This is a genomic window from Rhizobium bangladeshense (assembly GCF_001662075.1).
Taxonomy (GTDB): Bacteria; Pseudomonadota; Alphaproteobacteria; order Rhizobiales; family Rhizobiaceae; genus Rhizobium; species Rhizobium bangladeshense_B.
Map to the genome: position 1 here is coordinate 215,183 of NZ_LYPL01000004.1, position 15,984 is coordinate 231,166.

The window sequence follows — 15,984 nt, forward strand, 5'->3', positions numbered from 1 at the left end:
TTATCGTCGGCTGCTTAAGCGATTGCCGAGCACAGATATTTGATTTCCAGATAGTCATCGATTCCGTAACGGGAGCCTTCCCGTCCGAGGCCGGACTGCTTGACGCCGCCAAATGGCGCTACCTCGTTCGAGATCTGACCGGTGTTGTGACCCACCATGCCGTATTCCAGCGCTTCGGCCACTCGCCATGTCCGACGGACGTTTTCAGTATAGAAATAGGCAGCCAATCCGAATTCCGTATCGTTGGCCATAGCGACCGCCTCTTCCTCTGTCTCAAAGCTAAAGAGAGGCGCGACTGGCCCGAAGGTTTCCTCGCGTGCGATCGTCATCGCCTGTGTCGCTCCCGTCAGGACTGTCGGTTCGAAGAATGTTCCACCAAGGCTGTGTCGCTTGCCACCTGCGACCACTTTCGCTCCCTTCGCGACCGCATCGCTAATATGGTCCTCGATCTTGGCAATGGCGTCAGCATCAATCAGCGGCCCGATCGTTACGCCCATCTTCGTACCTTCACCGACTTTAAGCGCAGAAACCTTCGCGGCAAGCTTTTCAGCGAAGGCAGCGTAAAGACCGGACTGCACGTAGATACGGTTTGTGCAGACGCAGGTCTGACCAGCATTACGGAATTTCGAAGCGACGGCACCATCGACGGCGGCATCGAGGTCCGCGTCGTCAAAAACAATAAAGGGTGCGTTGCCGCCGAGCTCCATGGATAGTTTTTTTATCGTCGACGCCGACTGCGCCATCAGAATTCGCCCCACCTCGGTCGATCCGGTGAAAGAGAGTTTTTTGACTACGTCGCTTTCCGTCAGCACCTTGCCGATCTCGCGTGCTTTTCCTGTCACAACCTGGAAAACGCCGGCGGGAATACCTGCCTGATCGGCCAGAACGCCGAGAGCAAGCGCCGTGAGGGGTGTCTGCTCAGCCGGCTTAACCACCATTGTGCAACCGGCAGCCAGCGCAGGCGCCGCCTTGCGTGTAATCATTGCTGCCGGGAAGTTCCACGGCGTGATCGCAGCGCAGACACCGATCGGCTGCTTGAAAACCAGGATGCGCTTGTCGGTCGTGGGCGCGGGTATGATGTCCCCATAGACTCTCTTTGCCTCCTCGGCAAACCATTGAATGAAGGAGGCAGCATAGAGTATTTCCCCCCTGGCTTCGGAGAGGGGCTTGCCCTGTTCAGCCGTCAACAGCGCGGCGAGATCGTCTGCATTTTCTACTATCAGATCGAACCAGCGAAGCAGGACTGCCGCTCTTTCCTTGGCTGCAAGCGCGCGCCACGATCGGAACGCCATCTCGGCCGCTGCGACCGCCTGCTCAATATCTGCCGTCTCCAGCGCAGGGACGGTGCCGACAATCTCCCCCGTCGCGGGGTTCTTGACGGCTACGTAGTTCTGAGAGCTCGCAACCCACTTGCCATTTATCAGGCATCGATCGCGCAGCAGTTCCTTTTTTTTTAGATTGACCATGACCTCCCCCAAGCGTAGAGTTCAAGTTATTGAACCAATATCGGTGTATTGAACCAGCCTGGCAGGAGGTATCGAAAGTGTCAAGTGCAAGATTCGCCGCAGTGAAAGACACTGCGATCGGCAAATCCGTCGACTCTGTTCCGGCGCTCAGGCGCGCGGTCTCAATCCTCGATCTTATCACCAATTCCAGCGACGCAATGTCGGCCGCCGACATCACCCGGGCGATGTCGTTGCCAAAAAGTACGGCTCACGGTCTACTTGGCGTGATGGTAGAGCTTGGCCTTCTTGTTCGCAAACAGGACGGCACGTTCCGGCTCGGCCCGCATCCTATGCGTTGGGCGCACGGTTTTTTATCCGAGATGGACATGGTGTCAGTTTTCCGGAATTATTTCGCGTCCGAAACCACACTGTCTCCCTACACGGTCACACTGACGACTCTTGACCGTCACGAAGTCGTCTATATTGATTGCCGTAATTCCGACCAGCCCCTGGGGCATACTTTCCGGATTGGAATGCGCCTTCCTGCCACCTTTACCGCGACAGGCAAGATGCTGCTTTCCGAAATGCCGGAGGATAAGCTCGAGGCTCTCTTCAGAGCGAACTTTCCTTTGCCCCTCACCTCTAGAAGCGTCAAAAATCTTGCCGCGCTAAGGCAGGAGCTGGCTGACATACGTATGCGCGGTTTTTCGATCGATAACGGTCAGGTTCGCGAAGGGATGATCTGCATCGGCACCGCTCTGCGAGATCATACGAGATGCGCGGTTGCCGGCATTGCCATCAGCCTTCTGGAAAGCGAAACGACTCCGGCGCTTATCGAGTCACTCGGAGAGACGATGCGCAAATCAGCCGCCATTCTTTCCGAGCAATTGGGGCATAACAGCTCATCACGCATCAGTGTCGAAGGATAGCGTAGCGTTTGGAGAGAGCGGAAATTTACTGCCGACCAAAGGAGACCAGGTGGGGTTGGCTCAGCTTGAGCAACGTGGCTGCTCTTTGACCCTAACGCAGGCCGTCGCAGCGCGTCGAACCGAATGGCTGCGAAAATCGTGCATTTGGGCTCACCGTCAATCCGTTGCAAGTGTCAATGTCGCGGTTCGCTCTCCAGGAGAATGGCTACATAAGCAGCTGACGAAAATCCTCACCACGTCGACTTGTTGATGGAGTTTTGCCAAAAGCGAGCTTCTGGCGGAGTTCAGGAGAAGTCGTACTCGGTGATTCTTTATGAGGCTGACGGCGCCCGTTTCCCTTTTAGGAATAGTTCGCGCCGCTGATTGTACTCGCCTTCTGGCTGAACAGCCGCTCCTCCATCTTGACGTTGGTTGCAATACTCACTATACACAGTAATGAACTGAGTTCAACATAATGAACTAAGTTGCGTGACCGGAGCGTGAGAGGACGCTTCGGCCTACCACGCAAGCGTGTCATTGCACCGGAACAGGCAATTTGCCGTAGAGGAGGAATCTATGAAAAAGTCGTGGTCTCTGACCATTGCAGCCATCTTTCTGTCTGCCACCGCCCCCGATGGCCTCTGGGCTCAGGAGCCAAAGCCCTTCACGATCGGCGTTGTGACATTCCTGTCCGGTGCACCGGCTGGACCCTTCGGCATCCCCGCAAAGATTGCCGCCGAAGTCTTTGCCCAGCAGGTCAATGCCGGTGGCAAGCTGCCGGCGCCTTATGACAAGGTCGGCTTTGGCGGCCGTCCGATCGAACTCGTCATTATCGACGAGGCCGGTGGCACCACCAAGCAGGTGTCCGAACTACGCAATCTCGTAGAACAGCAGAGCGTAGACATGATCGTCGGCTACACGTCCTCGGGAGATTGTCTTGCGGTCGCGCCTGTTGCCGAAGAACTGAAAACGATGACACTTCTCTTCGATTGCGGCACGCCGCGCATCTTCGAGGAAGCTGACTACGAATATGTATTCCGCCCCGTTGCAACCGCGACGATGGACAACGTTGGTGCCGCGCTCTACGTCAACGAGACAGGCAAGAAATTCAATACCTACGCTGGCATCAACCAAAACTACGCCTGGGGTCAGGACGCTTGGAACGACTTCGAGGGCACACTGAAGAGCCTTCGCCCCGAAGTGACGCTGACGACCTCGCAGATGCCGAAGCTCGGTGCTGGCCAATACAATACCGAAATCTCCGCAATTCTCGGCAGCAAGCCCGACATCATTCATTCGAGTTTCTGGGGTGGCGATCTTGAGGGTCTCGTTCTTCAGGGAGCGCCGCGCGATCTGTTCAAGAACGCCACCGTCGTCTTGACGGCAGGTGAAACGGCGATCCATCGCCAGGCCAAACAAATCCCTGATGGCACGATCATCGGCGCCCGCGGTCCAAACGGCATCTTTGCACCGGAAAACGCCTATAACGACTGGTTCAAGACCGCCTACAAAGCCAAGTCCGACACGCCGCCCAGCTATCCCTCCTACCACATGGTGCAGACGCTTTTTGCCGCGAAGTTCGCTTATGAGAAGGCACAGGGAGGCGACACCGCCAAGACGCCGACTACCGAGGAGATCGCCGCTGCTCTCAAGGGCGCCACCTTCCAGAGTCCCTCGGGCGAAGTGAAGATGTCACTGGGCAAGGGCAACCAGGCTGTGCAGGAAATGGTCTATGGCCGCACCAAGATCGTCGATGGCAAGCTGACCTTCGTCGATGTGATTCGCTACGCTCCAGAAAAGGTGAACCCACCGGAAGGCATGACCAGCCACGAGTGGGTCAAGAATAAGTTGAAGTGATCGGGAAATATTCACCGCGGCATCGCTTGCGCGGGGTTTCCCGCGCGTTTGGCGCCGCAATCCCTTTGAAGCGGTTTTCACTCTTCGCGAGCCAACAGGCACCGAAAGATGGATCCGCCCCTCCTTTCGAAACGGTGTGTGGCATGAACGCGTTTCTAGGCGCCGTTATTGACGGCATTTTGTATTCCGCATGGCTCTTTATCATCGCGGTCGGCCTGACGCTGATCTACGGTGTGATGAAGATCCTCAACATGGCCCATGGCACGTTCTATGCCATCGGCGCCTACATGTCGGTTACTCTGCTGGGTTACTGGTTCGCCCAGGGGCTGCCGCCCGCGGGCAGCATTCCGGTCATGATTGTCGCGGCGCTGATCGCCGGTACGATTGTCGGCCTCATCGTCGAGCGGGGCGTCCTGCGCTTCTTCGCGGGCCGCGATCCCGTCGTGCTGCTGCTGGTAACCTACGCACTCTTCCTCATTCTGGAAGACGTGGTGAAGCTGATCTGGGGTGTCGATCCATGGATAGCCTCCGACCCGGTGTGGGCTTTTGGCAACGTCTATCTCGGCCCCCTTGTCTATCCGACCTACAATCTCATTATCGTCGCCGTGGCGATCGTCAGTGGTGGTCTCCTCACGTGGTTTCTGCAATTCACTGCCAAGGGCAAGATGCTGCGCGCCGTCATCCATGATCCGGAAGCATCGCTGGCGATGGGCATCAATGTCAGCCGCTGGAAAGTGTCGGCCTTTGTGGCCGGCTCGATCCTCGCCGCGCTCGGCGGCGCCTTCACAGCTCCGACCATTTCCGTGGCGCCTGGCATGGGCGTCGAAGTGGTCGTCATGATGTTCGCCGCGGTGGTGATCGGGGGGCTCGGATCGATTCCTGGCACCGTCGTCGGCGCACTGATCGTCGGCTTCGTCCGCTCGCTTGCGGTCCACTACTGGCCCGAAGTTGAAGTGTTCAGCATCTATGCAGTGATGGCTATCGTTCTCGCCCTGCGTCCGCAGGGGTTGTTTTCCGGTGTGGAGTTGCGCAAGATATGATGAACAAAGCCCAAACCTTTGTGCCTCTCGCCGTCAGCGCGGCCCTTTTCCTTATCGCCGCAGCCTGGGCGCTGCCCACCTGGAACTTCGTCATCTCGATCGGCCTTGCCAAGGGGCTCACGGTACTCGGCCTCGTGCTGATGATGCGGGCAGGGCTGGTCTCGTTCGGCCAAGGACTTTACTACGCAATCGGCGGCTATTCCGTCGGCCTGATGGTCAATCTTTGGAAAATCAACGAAGCGATCCTCCTGCTCATCGCCCCGGTCGTCATCGCAGCGGCGACTGCTGCAGTCGCCGCTCTCCTTCTGTCGCGTTACCGCGACATCTTCTTCGCTATGCTGACGCTCGCCCTTTCGATGCTTTTATACGGTCTTCTGGTCAAGTCGGTGGAACTTGGCGGCACGGACGGGTTCAACATCCGAGGTGTGACCTTGTTTGGCCTGCCGCTTAGCGGTCCTGCGCGTTTCAACGGCCTGGCTATCCTCATCCTGATCTGCTTTACAGCGGCGATAACCGTTTGGTACTTCGGCAAGACGTCTCTCGGTCGCCTGCTGCCGGGCATCAAGGATAACGAGATCCGCGTTGAGTATCTCGGTGCGTCCGCAAACAAGACGATCTATGTCTCCTACATCCTTGCCGCAGTTCTAGCGGCCCTGGGCGGCGCCATGAGCGGCATTCTCGTCGCGCATGTGGATCCGGAAATGGCGTTCTGGGCAACCTCGGGCGAATTCGTAGTGATTGCGGTCCTTGCCGGGACTGGCAACATCTTCACGCCTTTCATTGCCGCGCTCGCACTCGAATTTGTCCGGACGTTCGCCTATCAGCATGCCCCCAACACTTGGCAACTGGTACTTGGAGTCATCATCCTTTCGATGATCCTGCTCCTGCCGACAGGCCTTGGCGGCATCCGTTTCGGTAAGCGCAAGACAACCACCGTCGAGGCAGGAAAAAAAGCATGAAGCCAATCATCGAAGCAAAGAGCCTCGTCAAGCGGTTCGGCGCGGTAACTGCCGCAAACGACGTGAATGTCGACATCATGTCTGGGACGATCTCGGGCCTGATCGGCACCAACGGCGCCGGCAAAACGACGTTTATCAACATGATTACCGGCTATCTGGGCCCGGACTCCGGTTCGATCCTGCTCGACGGACGGGAAATCGTCGGGCTTTCGCCGCGTCAGATCACCCGCCGCGGCGTTGCCAGGTCATTTCAGATCCCGCAATTGTTCAACTCACTGACAGCAATTGAGAATCTGATGTTCGCCTACAGCGCCACCGACGGCGTTGGCGCTAAGGGCTTTTCGATCCTTGACGACGACGAGCTCACGACGCGTGCTGACGAGACGCTCAAGGTGTTCGGACTTGAAACGTTCGGTGACTCAATTGCCGGCACGATGCCCGAAGGCATCCGGAAGCTTCTCGACATCGCAATTGCCATGGTTGGCAAACCGAAGGTTCTTTTCCTGGATGAGCCGACGAGCGGCGTCGCAAGTGAAGAAAAATTCTCGGTCATGGACCGCGTTATTGACGCGACCCGTGTCGCAGGCGTCAGCGTGCTCTTCGTTGAGCACGACATGGAGATCGTTCGCCGCTACTCCGACCGCGTGCTCGCTTTTTTCGAAGGCCGGGTGTTGATCGACGGAGCTCCTGAAACAGTCCTGGACGACCGGCAAGTGCGCGAACTCATCATCGGTGAAGAACAGGGCACTCCCGCGGAGGACAACTATGCTTGAAGTGAAGTCAATCAACGTCTCCATTGGCGGGGTCTCTATCCTGCGTGACGTCTCCATGAAGGTCGAAGCCCGCTCGATGGTCGGCATCGTCGGCCGCAACGGAGCCGGCAAGACCACGTTGATGCGTGCAATAATGGGGCTCTTGCCACTCCGGGCAGGTTCGATCCATTATCAGAAGAAGGACATTTCCCGTGAACCGCCGCATCTGCGCGTGCATCACGAGATCGGCTTCGCGCCGGAAGACCGGCGCCTCATTCCCGAACTGACGGTTGAGGAAAACCTGCTTATTCCGGCATGGGCAGCCGGCGTTACAGATCCGCAGAGGCGCCTTGACGATGTCTATTCACTCATTCCGGAGGCAGCCGACTTCCGCCATCGCCGTGCCCTGCAGCTTTCAGGCGGCCAGCAAAAACTTGTCGCCATAGGTCGTGCACGCATGACGGGCACCAATCTATTGATGCTGGATGAGCCCTTCGAAGGCGTCGCGCCTGCGCTTTCCAAGCGAATTTCCGAGGTCGTCGCATCACTGCGGCCGCTTGGTCTTTCCATCCTTCTTTCCGGCGCCGATCTCCGTCACGCCGGAAAGGGGCTCGATATGGTTTATCGTATGGACCGTGGTCAGGTCACCTCTGATTGACTGTCACATTGCCGGTGCCTGCGCATCTCGAATGCGCAGGTCCAGCAGAATAGATAACAAATGCCAAAAGCAGTTTCATCTGCTATCCATTGGGATAGCTGTTGCAACCGGCGCCACCCTCGCAAGCGGCGTCGTTTGTCGGCCCGACTGCGATTGATCCGAGGCTTGCTCCCTTCACGAAGGCCGTCATCGAAGTATCATTTTCGACTCCAGTTCTTCGGAAAGAACGCCCGATGCCCCGCATCTAACGGGGGCATTGACCTCCAATGAGTATCTTCAGGCGTCGCCGCGGCTGACCGTCCACTTCGAAGCGGCAGGCCCTTTCTGTTGTTTTAATGTTGAGAGGCCCAAGCTCCCCCGAAGCCTCGATCAATCAGGTGTCAGGTCAGATTGCTCGCAGCACACTGCGAAGCGTATCCGATAACGCTGGAGCGGGAATGGTTCAAGCTGCTCCAGAGCGTCCAGGGCGTCGGCGCCAGGGTGGCGATCGCGGTGCTCTGCTTTGCGGCATTAAGCACCTTAGTGTTAGCCTGAGCTTAAATCAACTCGAGCGCTGTCGCCTTGGCCACCGCTTCACTCGTCGTGGCGACGGTCAACTTCCGTCGCGCCGATGCGAGATAGAGCTGCACCGCGCTCGTCGAAATGCACAAACGAGCACAAATCTGCTTTGCCATAAAGCCGTTGGCGGTCATCTGCAAACATTGCAGCTCGCGACGGGACAATTTCGGAAAGTCCGTATTTCGCGTGCCCGACAGAACCATAGCCCTGTCGTGGAGGTGGTGAGCGAGAAACTGCAGGTCGCGCATGCTCTCCATGCGGAACTGTTTCCAGTAGGCATCGGGATGGTTGGAGGTCACTGTAAACAACGATCGCTCCCCGTGGGGTCCCCGCACCGGCAAGGTAACGCCTTGCCGGCCAATACCGAAGGCCATCGCCTCCTTGAAGAAGCCATACGCCTGCCCCGAATCCCATTTTGACGCGGACCATTCCACGGGCAGGAAGCCGCGCCGGCCGAGGTGTATGACGGGATCGATACTGAAGTAATCCCGGGCAACATACTGCTTGACCCACTCGGGCGGATACGTGAGCATCAGCAATGGATTGATGGTCGCCGCGCCCGAGGAGCGGATCACATGCAGAACCATGTGCGATATCGCGTAGATGTGACGGACTTCGTCCAGCGTCGTCTCCAGGTCCCCCAATGTCGGCGATGCGGAGATACGGTCCAGACTGTAGAAAAAACGAGAACTGCTCAGCATGAGATGGACTCGCGGTGTGTGTTTCCCTGGCTGCCAGCATGGTAACATTTCGCGGGTTCCGAGAACAGCATATTCTGCAGCAACCAGGACGCGATATGAAGAACCGGTTAAAGAGTTTGGCGAGATTGGCCAAACAGCCACTGCAGTTATCGTATGCCGCCGTCGGCAAGGGCTCTGCCAGGACAGTGAGAGGCTTGCTCCAGAAGTCGGGACAGGTTGGTCCGAAGTGTCCGACTAATGTCTGCAGTCACCTCCCACAAGCCGACATACAGTTTGCCCATTTCAGGAAGTGATCGGGCAAGCGGCGTCGGCCTCCAGCCGATCCTGCGATACACCCCGACCATCGCGCCATCATAAACGCCGACGATACTTTCGATACCGGTTTCGAGCGCAAGATCGCAAAGCCCTGAGAGGAGCTCCGTGGCGACTGTGCGCGATTGTTCCATGTGTCCGGCAAACGGGTGAACGCAAAAGCGGGTACATTCCCAAGTTGTTGGACTGTCAACGTCGATAGGCTGATTGAAGAAATGCCGGAACTCGCTTTTGAGCATCGTCCCTCCCGTGGTCGGCAGCAGGCGCAGCGAACCTGTCAGTGTGCCGGAAGGTCGTTGCGTGACAAGATAAACGGGATCTTCCGCCTCATCGTATCGGTCCCTCTCCCACTGGTTCCGAACATCAACCCGCCACCCGAGCCGATCGCAAAAGACGGCGGCGCGTGCCCGAAACATTTCGTCGAAAGCACGTCCATCGGTCTCGAGCATGTCTTTGGTGAGTATCCGCAACATATCCATCCCTCCTGATGTGCTGACGTTTCACAACAGGAAGCCGACCGGGAGCAATCTGGATATTTCACCAGGTTGACCGGTGCTTCGCTTTGCCTTTCATTTTCGCTTAAATCTCCAAAGCTTGACCGATCCCAAGCTCTGTGGCTGCCAATTCAACGCACCCGAAGGAAGAATGGTCATGACCTACGACCCAGCGCGCGGCAAACGTATTCGAGAAGCGATTTCTCGGGGCAACTTTCGGAAAGTACACGCTCTCGCGGCAGAACTGAATGTATCCGTAGCGGCCGTCTCCCGCTGGCAGAATGGCGGCCACACGTCCCTGGAAAGCGCCTGCGCTCTCGCCCGCCTTCTGGACGTGTCCCTCGACTGGCTACTCCTTGGGCGAGGCGCCATAGATGGCCATAAGAACAGCACGATCTCCGCGGCGGAGTTGCTATGGGTCATGGCGCTGCGCGGCCGGTCCGCCGCGGCCCAATCCAATCTCATCGGGCTGCTCGAATCGATCCCTCGGGAGCACGCATTACGCTAAGCACAAATTCGCACGGCGTTTTTACGTTGCGCTCAACAGCGTTAGATTGCACAAGCCACGACCATAAACGATCTTTCTAGTTAGGGTTTCAACGACGGCACCGGTAGCAAAGCTAGCCCACCTGCCCTCGCCGCGGTGAAGACCCTCGTTTTCACTCTCAAACGCAGAAGGGTTGCCGACTATGTCTACGATGCTGACCATCAACGTGAAAAATTACGAATCCCAAACGCAAAACTTCTACTTCTTCCAGCAGCCGGCGATTTATACCGGCGGCGGGCAAGTCTATTCGAACAGCCTGTTCTCGCAATCGCTCGGCAACTACGACAACACCGGTGCGATCCTGACCTTCCAGGTCAACCTGCAATATTATGCCGGCATCCAGCAGGCAAACACACCGCCGCAAATCGGCGCTTCATCCGGCTACTCGTCAGCCAGTCGCGCCATCGATCTTGCTCCGAGTCCGGGTGGCGGTGGTAAACCGAACGACTGGACGACTGCGACGGTCAACCCTCTCGGTCTTTCCTCGCCGGTCTACGGGGAGGGTGTGCAGCCTGGCGCGTTTCGCATCACCACGCCGGTCTTCAACTCGCCGCCCTATTTCAATGTCGGCTCGGCGGTTGCCGTCAATGGCGGCATCGTGCTCTCCAACTTCGTGCAGGCAAACCCGGCCAGCAACACCGATTGCCAGCCGATCCTGAAATACTACGTCCAGACCGGGGCCTACACGCCAGGTGTCGTCATGAACTTCACGCAATCGAGCGTGAACGCGGCGCTTTCGGATTTCACCGGCGGCTATTCCGTCTGCAACGTGAGCCTGAAATCTGACGGGACCTGGACCACGCAGCTCCAGTAAACCCCGGCAGGCACGCAGGTGAGGAATCGCCCCTTCTTCACCTGCATGCGCACCATTCGTTCGGTCGCTACCGCCCGTTCCGGGCGACGGACAGGCTTGGTCTCAAAGGGAATTCTCACACGCCATGACCAGTTCGTCCTACCAGATCATCGTTCGGAACCTTTCGCAGACGACGCAATATTTCTATGTCTTCCAGAAGCAGGCCGCATTTCCGTTGCTGCCGAGCTCTGATCCCATCCTCAGCGGCAGTCTCGGCTGCCAAGGCGTCGGCAATTACGCGACTACGGGAGCGCAGATCAATTTCGGTTTGGACAGTCAGGTCTACGCAGGTGTCCTCAGCACCAAACAGGTGTCGCTCTCCCAGCTGATCGTGCTTCTCTCGCTCAATGCAGCCACGCTATCGGTGGTCGGCAGCACCTCGGCGTTCCGACCGGTTACGCTCACGACGGACTATGGTTCGCCAGACAATTGCACAACCTTGACGCTCGACCCGCTCGGACTTTCGGCGCCGGCCAACCAAGCCGGAATTGCGATCGGAGGGTTTGGCATCAACGTGCCTTCCTATACGCCGTTGCCGCATCCCGAACTCTATTGCGGCGTCGTCGCACTGAACAACAATCAGGCGGTCATACTCTCGAGCTTCGTCGCTCCTGTCCCCAATGCCGTCATGAACTGCATACCAAAGCAAATCTTTTTCGTGAAGATGGGCTACCAGCCGGTCGGAAGCACAGTGGCTTACGACGAGAGCAACGCCGCCTGCTGCGATTTCACTACCGGCTACGCAACGTACATCGTGACCTACAATGCCAACGGGACCTTTTCGGCGACAGGAGGACCATAGACCAAGAATTAGGATCATCACAGACGCTTGAGCAATCCCCTCAATCCCTGCAATTAGGAGAATAGCCATGTCACGAATAACAATGAAGTTCACTGGCCAAACACGTCGCTGCAATATCGCTGCCAAGCTTGCCATCGCCACGGTCACTATCCTCGCAACAGCGCTACCCGCCGCTGCACAACTCGTCTTCTCGTCCGATTGCCGGAACCATCAGCCTATCGCAGTCGCGCCACCACAGAATGCCATCCTGTTCACCAAGCAGCCGGTACCCCATCCGAATGGAACAGCCTCGGTCTTTGCGATCAACGGATTGGACACCTATGTCATTCCGGCGGGGGCAAACTCATGCGTCGTTGCAGCTCCCCATGCCAATGACAATTACTGCTTCATTGCCCGCAACGACAACACAATCGACGGCGTCGGTTTCGCCCCCATTCAAAATCCGGGCGGTCTGACTGCCTGCCAGTAAAGAGGCGAAGCGCCTCGGCCAAACGGTTCACTCCCCGCACTTACGCGACGGTCTAGGCGGGGGTGGACAATGACGCGTTGAGATGCCCGCGCCGCATCAAGAAACCGATTCCGCATGGATCTTTCATCGTTGACGCGAAATTGCGTTCAGGAAGTGCGGATCTATATAGTCTCGACTGCAATTATCCACCTGTTCGCGGCCGGTTAACCTGACGGCACCAATCAGCCGTCCCTGTAGTAATAGCTGTAGCCGTTGATTGCCGGGGCGCCGCCGAGATGGGCGTAGAGCACCTTAGAGCCCTCGGGGAAGAAGCCCTTTCGCGCAAGATCGATCATCCCCTGCATCGACTTTCCCTCATAAACAGGGTCATCATCGCCTCGGTGCGCGCCGCGAGTCGGATCGCCTCATTTGTCTCCTCTGAGGGCACTCCATAAGAGGGATAGGCATAGTCAGGGTTGATGACGATCTCGTCTTCACGCACCGACCGGCCAAGGTTCACGAGTTCTGAGGTCGTGTCGACGATTTTTCGCACCTGATCCCGGGTCTGCCGGAGTGTGCCCGAGGCATCAATGCCAATGACTCTGTCAGCCCTGTCCATTGCAGCGAAGCCGACGATCATTCCGCCCTGGGTCGAACCGGTGACAACGCAGACAATGATGTAGTCGAAGGTGAAGCCTAGGTCCTTCTCCTGTGCCGCGACTTCCTCGGCGAAGCCGACATAGCCGAGGGCTCCGAACTTATGTACCGAAGCGCCAGCCGGGATCGCATAGGGCTTGCCGCCCGCGTCCTCCACCGACTGAATCGCGTCCTCCCAGCTCTTGCGGATGCCGATGTCGAACCCAGCGTCGACTAGCCGGCTGTCGGCGCCCATCAGTCTCGTCATCAATATATTGCCGACACGGTCATAGATCGCATCGTAGTGCGGCACCCATTTCTCCTGGATGACGACACATTTCATGCCAATCTTCGCCGCAGTCGCAGCCACCATCCGCGTATGGTTCGACTGGACTCCGCCGATCGACACCAGCGTATCTGCGCCGGAGGCGATCGCGTCGGGCACGATATATTCGAGCTTCCTGAGCTTATTGCCGCCCATCGCGAGGCCAGAATTGCAGTCGTCGCGCTTGGCATAGATCTCGATTTTGCCGCCCAGCGCCGCAGTAAGCCGTGGCAAGTGCTCGATCGGAGTCGGGCCGAAGGTGAGCGGGTAACGTTCGAACTTTTCCAACAATGACATCAATCAGGGCCTCCGTACCGATTTGTGGCACAAGGCTAGCTGATATCTTTTGAAAGGTGCTCTCTAATTTTCCTGCAAGAACTTTCTCGATTGAGATCAATTTTCGGTATCGTACACCACTTCTTCAATTGTGAGATCCAATATGGAAGTTTCTTCCACAGTGGATTTTGACGGAATAGACCTCAAGATTTTACGCGCTCTTCAATCGGAGGCCGGCTCAGCAATGCCGATCTTGCCGAGCGCGTGAATGTCAGCGCTGCAACTTGCCATAGCTGAAGGAAGTGCTGGACTGCAGTCTGGTAGCCGGAGATTTCGATTACCTCCTGAAAATCCGCGTCGTAACCGCCCGATTGCTACCGCGGCGATTTTGCTTTGATGCGAGCGACGAGCAGCTCGTCGTCAACAAAGCTGTCGAGGAAGTCGTTCCATTCTTGGGATGTGCGGCGGGCATCTTTGAGCATCTGCTCCAATTCGTCCATGCCGTCGTCCGTCAGTGCGGTCACGGATTCGTCGTCTCCGGTGTACACGGAGATGATGCTGCCGTAGCTCAGATTATCATCGTTGGAGACGATTGCCTGAAGAAGTTCCGGGTCCTCTTCGAGAACTTCGGCAACAAATTTGATCGTACGGACGTAGGTGACTGTCGCCATCGGGCTGCCTTCGCGTCGATTGTGGTGATCGTCGACCAGTTCCACGGAAGGAGTTCGTCGAGTCGATTGATCTTGTGATCGTGGATGCGATCGAGCACGTCAGTCAGATAGGCTTGCGGGTCAAGACCATTCATCTTTGCCGTCTCGATGATCGTCATGGCGCGTGCCAAGGTCTCCGCTCCCGTATCGGCTCCCGCGAAGAGCCAGTTCCGTCTTCCCACGCCTATCGGACGCAGTGCCCGCTCGGCGGCATTGTTGTCGATCGCGACACGGCCGTCTTCGAGGAACAGACAGAGTGAAGACCATCGGCTCAAACCGGTGGACGTGCTCTTCTTTCCACTCAGGAGCAAAATAGTAGACTGCACCGGGCGGGGAACTGCCTGCCCATGGACGCTGATCGCGGACATACGTCCAGATCCTGCCCTTCTTCACACCCTTGCCCAACCCCTTGTCTCGCAGCGAGCGATCCAGCACCCTGATCGGGGTGTCGTCCGCATGAAGCAGGTCACTTGCCATGACCGCCGTTTCGATCCGCTCGATGAGAGGCTGCAGAACCTGCATGGCGCGACCACACCAATCAACCATCGTGCTGTCGGGAATGTCGGCGCCCATGCGGGCGAAGATCTCGTTCAGACGGTACAGTGGCAAATGGTCGTCGAACTTCGAGACCAGAATGTACGCCAAGAGGCCAGCGCCGGCCATGCTGCCCGGTATCGGGCGGCTGGGTGCTGCCACCTGAACCATTTTCTCGCAGCAGCGGCAGGACTTCTTCAGTCGAGCAACTTCGATGACTTTCATCTGCGCGGCGATCATGTCGAGGATTTCGCTGACGTCCTCACCGACAAGACGCAATTCACCTCCGCATTCCGGGCAGCAGGAGCCAGGATCGAGCTCTCGGCGCTCGCGAACCGCCTTGTCCGAGACGCGTGGGCGCCGGCGCATGATCTTTTCAGACGTATCCGCCAAGGGAACAACAGACCCCGCCTCATCAGGTTTATCGATTGGCGCCGTACTGCCTTCAGCGGCGGCGATCAACAGATCCTCAAGCGCCAGTTCCAACTGCTCGATTTCACGCTCAATCTTTTCAGACGACTTGCCGAAGACCTGTTTCTTCAGCTTGGCAATGCGCAGCCGCAGCGTTTGGATTAACTGATCATGCGCTTGCAATGTGGCCGACATCTTCGCGTTTTTCGCCTGCAAAGCGGCAATCATTGCCTTGAGAAAGGCTGGATCGTCCGGAAGATTTGTCGTCGCGCTAGACATGATCCTGACTACCACGAGCCAGGATAAATTTCCATAAAAACCAGTGGTTTCAGTGGGATAAAATCACCCGACACGGGCCGGTGGCGCACCCCAATCAGGACGACGCCAATCGATCCCTTCCCACAACATCGCCAGTTGGGCCGACGTCAGCCGGGCAGTCCCGTCGGATGCAGAAGGCCAAGGAAACCGCCCCTTCTGCAAGATCTTGTAATACAGGCAGAAGCCCTGTCCATCAAAATAGAGCAGCTTCAAACGATCGCCACGTTTACCGCGAAAGGCAAAGACCGCGCCGCCAGTCGGCTTCTGACGCAAAACATCCTGCGCGAGCGCGGCAAGGCCCTCCACCCCCTTGCGCATGTCCGTGATGCCGCACGCAAGATACACCCGAACGCCGGTCCCAGGTCCAGTCATGCTGCTTCCACCGCTCGGATAACCTGCGTCAGGATGTCGGGCGCCACCGAACTCTCGAAGCGAAGTGT

15 protein-coding genes and 4 pseudogenes are annotated in these 15,984 nt (G+C 57.5%); 12 read left to right on the forward strand and 7 right to left on the reverse strand.

The window, feature by feature from the left end; all coding sequences use genetic code 11:
• Positions 1–14: 14 nt before the first annotated feature.
• A complete protein-coding gene (locus A7X77_RS10905; RefSeq protein ID WP_064682937.1) occupies positions 15–1,466 on the reverse strand; it encodes an NAD-dependent succinate-semialdehyde dehydrogenase in 1,452 nt (483 codons plus the stop codon).
• A 77-nt stretch (positions 1,467–1,543) separates the two neighbouring features.
• Between A7X77_RS10905 and A7X77_RS10910 the strand changes: the two genes are divergently transcribed.
• The 7 genes and pseudogenes from A7X77_RS10910 to A7X77_RS33045 all read left to right on the forward strand — a co-directional run.
• Positions 1,544–2,374, forward strand: coding sequence for an IclR family transcriptional regulator (locus A7X77_RS10910; protein ID WP_082928199.1), 831 nt, complete (start codon positions 1,544–1,546; stop codon positions 2,372–2,374).
• A 555-nt stretch (positions 2,375–2,929) separates the two neighbouring features.
• Positions 2,930–4,210 carry an ABC transporter substrate-binding protein gene (locus tag A7X77_RS10915; RefSeq protein ID WP_064682939.1) on the forward strand — a complete coding sequence of 427 codons (1,281 nt, stop codon included), beginning with the start codon at positions 2,930–2,932 and terminating at the stop codon, positions 4,208–4,210.
• The gene (locus A7X77_RS10920; protein ID WP_245293736.1) at positions 4,207–5,250 is read left to right on the forward strand and encodes a branched-chain amino acid ABC transporter permease; all 1,044 of its coding nucleotides are present in this window, start codon (positions 4,207–4,209) and stop codon (positions 5,248–5,250) included. Before A7X77_RS10915 ends, A7X77_RS10920 begins: the two co-directional genes overlap by 4 nt.
• The gene (locus A7X77_RS10925) at positions 5,250–6,209 is read left to right on the forward strand and encodes a branched-chain amino acid ABC transporter permease (protein WP_245293737.1); all 960 of its coding nucleotides are present in this window, start codon (positions 5,250–5,252) and stop codon (positions 6,207–6,209) included. Before A7X77_RS10920 ends, A7X77_RS10925 begins: the two co-directional genes overlap by 1 nt.
• The gene (locus A7X77_RS10930; RefSeq protein WP_064682941.1) at positions 6,206–6,982 is read left to right on the forward strand and encodes an ABC transporter ATP-binding protein; all 777 of its coding nucleotides are present in this window, start codon (positions 6,206–6,208) and stop codon (positions 6,980–6,982) included. The genes A7X77_RS10925 and A7X77_RS10930 overlap by 4 nt, the downstream gene beginning before the upstream one ends.
• Complete coding sequence (locus A7X77_RS10935; protein WP_064682942.1) at positions 6,975–7,619, forward strand: ATP-binding cassette domain-containing protein; 645 nt, start codon at positions 6,975–6,977, stop codon at positions 7,617–7,619. The genes A7X77_RS10930 and A7X77_RS10935 overlap by 8 nt, the downstream gene beginning before the upstream one ends.
• 426 nt (positions 7,620–8,045) lie before the next feature.
• Positions 8,046–8,117 (forward strand): annotated as a pseudogene (locus A7X77_RS33045) (Holliday junction branch migration protein RuvA); the annotation flags it as partial.
• A gap of 38 nt (positions 8,118–8,155) precedes the next feature.
• On the opposite strand, the gene A7X77_RS10940 reads toward A7X77_RS33045, so the two are convergent.
• Both A7X77_RS10940 and A7X77_RS10945 read right to left on the reverse strand, forming a co-directional pair.
• Positions 8,156–8,878 carry a helix-turn-helix transcriptional regulator gene (locus A7X77_RS10940; protein WP_064682943.1) on the reverse strand — a complete coding sequence of 241 codons (723 nt, stop codon included), beginning with the start codon at positions 8,876–8,878 and terminating at the stop codon, positions 8,156–8,158.
• A 146-nt stretch (positions 8,879–9,024) separates the two neighbouring features.
• A complete protein-coding gene (locus tag A7X77_RS10945) occupies positions 9,025–9,663 on the reverse strand; it encodes an acyl-homoserine-lactone synthase (protein WP_064682944.1) in 639 nt (212 codons plus the stop codon).
• A 178-nt stretch (positions 9,664–9,841) separates the two neighbouring features.
• Between A7X77_RS10945 and A7X77_RS10950 the strand changes: the two genes are divergently transcribed.
• The 4 genes from A7X77_RS10950 to A7X77_RS10965 all read left to right on the forward strand — a co-directional run bounded on the left by A7X77_RS10950 (position 9,842) and on the right by A7X77_RS10965 (position 12,355).
• Positions 9,842–10,192 (forward strand): helix-turn-helix domain-containing protein, encoded by a 351-nt coding sequence (locus tag A7X77_RS10950; RefSeq protein ID WP_064682945.1) that lies wholly within the window; start codon positions 9,842–9,844, stop codon positions 10,190–10,192.
• A 181-nt stretch (positions 10,193–10,373) separates the two neighbouring features.
• Positions 10,374–11,045, forward strand: coding sequence for a hypothetical protein (locus tag A7X77_RS10955; RefSeq protein ID WP_020486299.1), 672 nt, complete (start codon positions 10,374–10,376; stop codon positions 11,043–11,045).
• 124 nt (positions 11,046–11,169) lie between these two features.
• Positions 11,170–11,886, forward strand: coding sequence for a hypothetical protein (locus A7X77_RS10960; RefSeq protein ID WP_064682946.1), 717 nt, complete (start codon positions 11,170–11,172; stop codon positions 11,884–11,886).
• Positions 11,887–11,953: 67 nt separating this feature from the next.
• Positions 11,954–12,355 (forward strand): hypothetical protein, encoded by a 402-nt coding sequence (locus tag A7X77_RS10965; protein WP_156665868.1) that lies wholly within the window; start codon positions 11,954–11,956, stop codon positions 12,353–12,355.
• A 221-nt stretch (positions 12,356–12,576) separates the two neighbouring features.
• Here A7X77_RS10965 and A7X77_RS10970 read toward each other — a convergent pair.
• Positions 12,577–13,592 (reverse strand): annotated as a pseudogene (locus A7X77_RS10970) (1-aminocyclopropane-1-carboxylate deaminase).
• Between the two features lie 142 nt (positions 13,593–13,734).
• Between A7X77_RS10970 and A7X77_RS32195 the strand changes: the two are divergent.
• A pseudogene (locus tag A7X77_RS32195) lies at positions 13,735–13,930 on the forward strand (Lrp/AsnC family transcriptional regulator); the annotation flags it as partial.
• Between the two features lie 15 nt (positions 13,931–13,945).
• Here the strand turns inward: A7X77_RS32195 and A7X77_RS10975 are convergent.
• From A7X77_RS10975 to tnpB, 3 genes and pseudogenes are all read right to left on the reverse strand, one after another.
• Positions 13,946–14,242: a hypothetical protein gene (locus A7X77_RS10975; protein ID WP_064682948.1), complete on the reverse strand. Its 297-nt coding sequence runs from the start codon at positions 14,240–14,242 to the stop codon at positions 13,946–13,948.
• A 2-nt stretch (positions 14,243–14,244) separates the two neighbouring features.
• Positions 14,245–15,505: pseudogene (gene tnpC / locus A7X77_RS10980) on the reverse strand (IS66 family transposase); the annotation flags it as partial.
• A gap of 63 nt (positions 15,506–15,568) precedes the next feature.
• Positions 15,569–15,916 (reverse strand): IS66 family insertion sequence element accessory protein TnpB, encoded by a 348-nt coding sequence (gene tnpB, locus A7X77_RS10985; protein ID WP_064682949.1) that lies wholly within the window; start codon positions 15,914–15,916, stop codon positions 15,569–15,571.
• Positions 15,917–15,984 lie beyond the last annotated feature (68 nt).

Coding starts and splice junctions, on each gene's coding strand:
- A7X77_RS10905 (WP_064682937.1), bottom strand. CDS start 1,466: ATGGTCAATCTAAAAAAAAAGGAACTGCTGCGCGATCGATGCCTGATA.
- A7X77_RS10915 (WP_064682939.1), top strand. CDS start 2,930: ATGAAAAAGTCGTGGTCTCTGACCATTGCAGCCATCTTTCTGTCTGCC.
- A7X77_RS10925 (WP_245293737.1), top strand. CDS start 5,250: ATGAACAAAGCCCAAACCTTTGTGCCTCTCGCCGTCAGCGCGGCCCTT.
- A7X77_RS10930 (WP_064682941.1), top strand. CDS start 6,206: ATGAAGCCAATCATCGAAGCAAAGAGCCTCGTCAAGCGGTTCGGCGCG.
- A7X77_RS10935 (WP_064682942.1), top strand. CDS start 6,975: ATGCTTGAAGTGAAGTCAATCAACGTCTCCATTGGCGGGGTCTCTATC.
- A7X77_RS10940 (WP_064682943.1), bottom strand. CDS start 8,878: ATGCTGAGCAGTTCTCGTTTTTTCTACAGTCTGGACCGTATCTCCGCA.
- A7X77_RS10945 (WP_064682944.1), bottom strand. CDS start 9,663: ATGTTGCGGATACTCACCAAAGACATGCTCGAGACCGATGGACGTGCT.
- A7X77_RS10950 (WP_064682945.1), top strand. CDS start 9,842: ATGACCTACGACCCAGCGCGCGGCAAACGTATTCGAGAAGCGATTTCT.
- A7X77_RS10955 (WP_020486299.1), top strand. CDS start 10,374: ATGTCTACGATGCTGACCATCAACGTGAAAAATTACGAATCCCAAACG.
- A7X77_RS10960 (WP_064682946.1), top strand. CDS start 11,170: ATGACCAGTTCGTCCTACCAGATCATCGTTCGGAACCTTTCGCAGACG.
- A7X77_RS10965 (WP_156665868.1), top strand. CDS start 11,954: ATGTCACGAATAACAATGAAGTTCACTGGCCAAACACGTCGCTGCAAT.
- A7X77_RS10975 (WP_064682948.1), bottom strand. CDS start 14,242: ATGGCGACAGTCACCTACGTCCGTACGATCAAATTTGTTGCCGAAGTT.
- tnpB (WP_064682949.1), bottom strand. CDS start 15,916: ATGACTGGACCTGGGACCGGCGTTCGGGTGTATCTTGCGTGCGGCATC.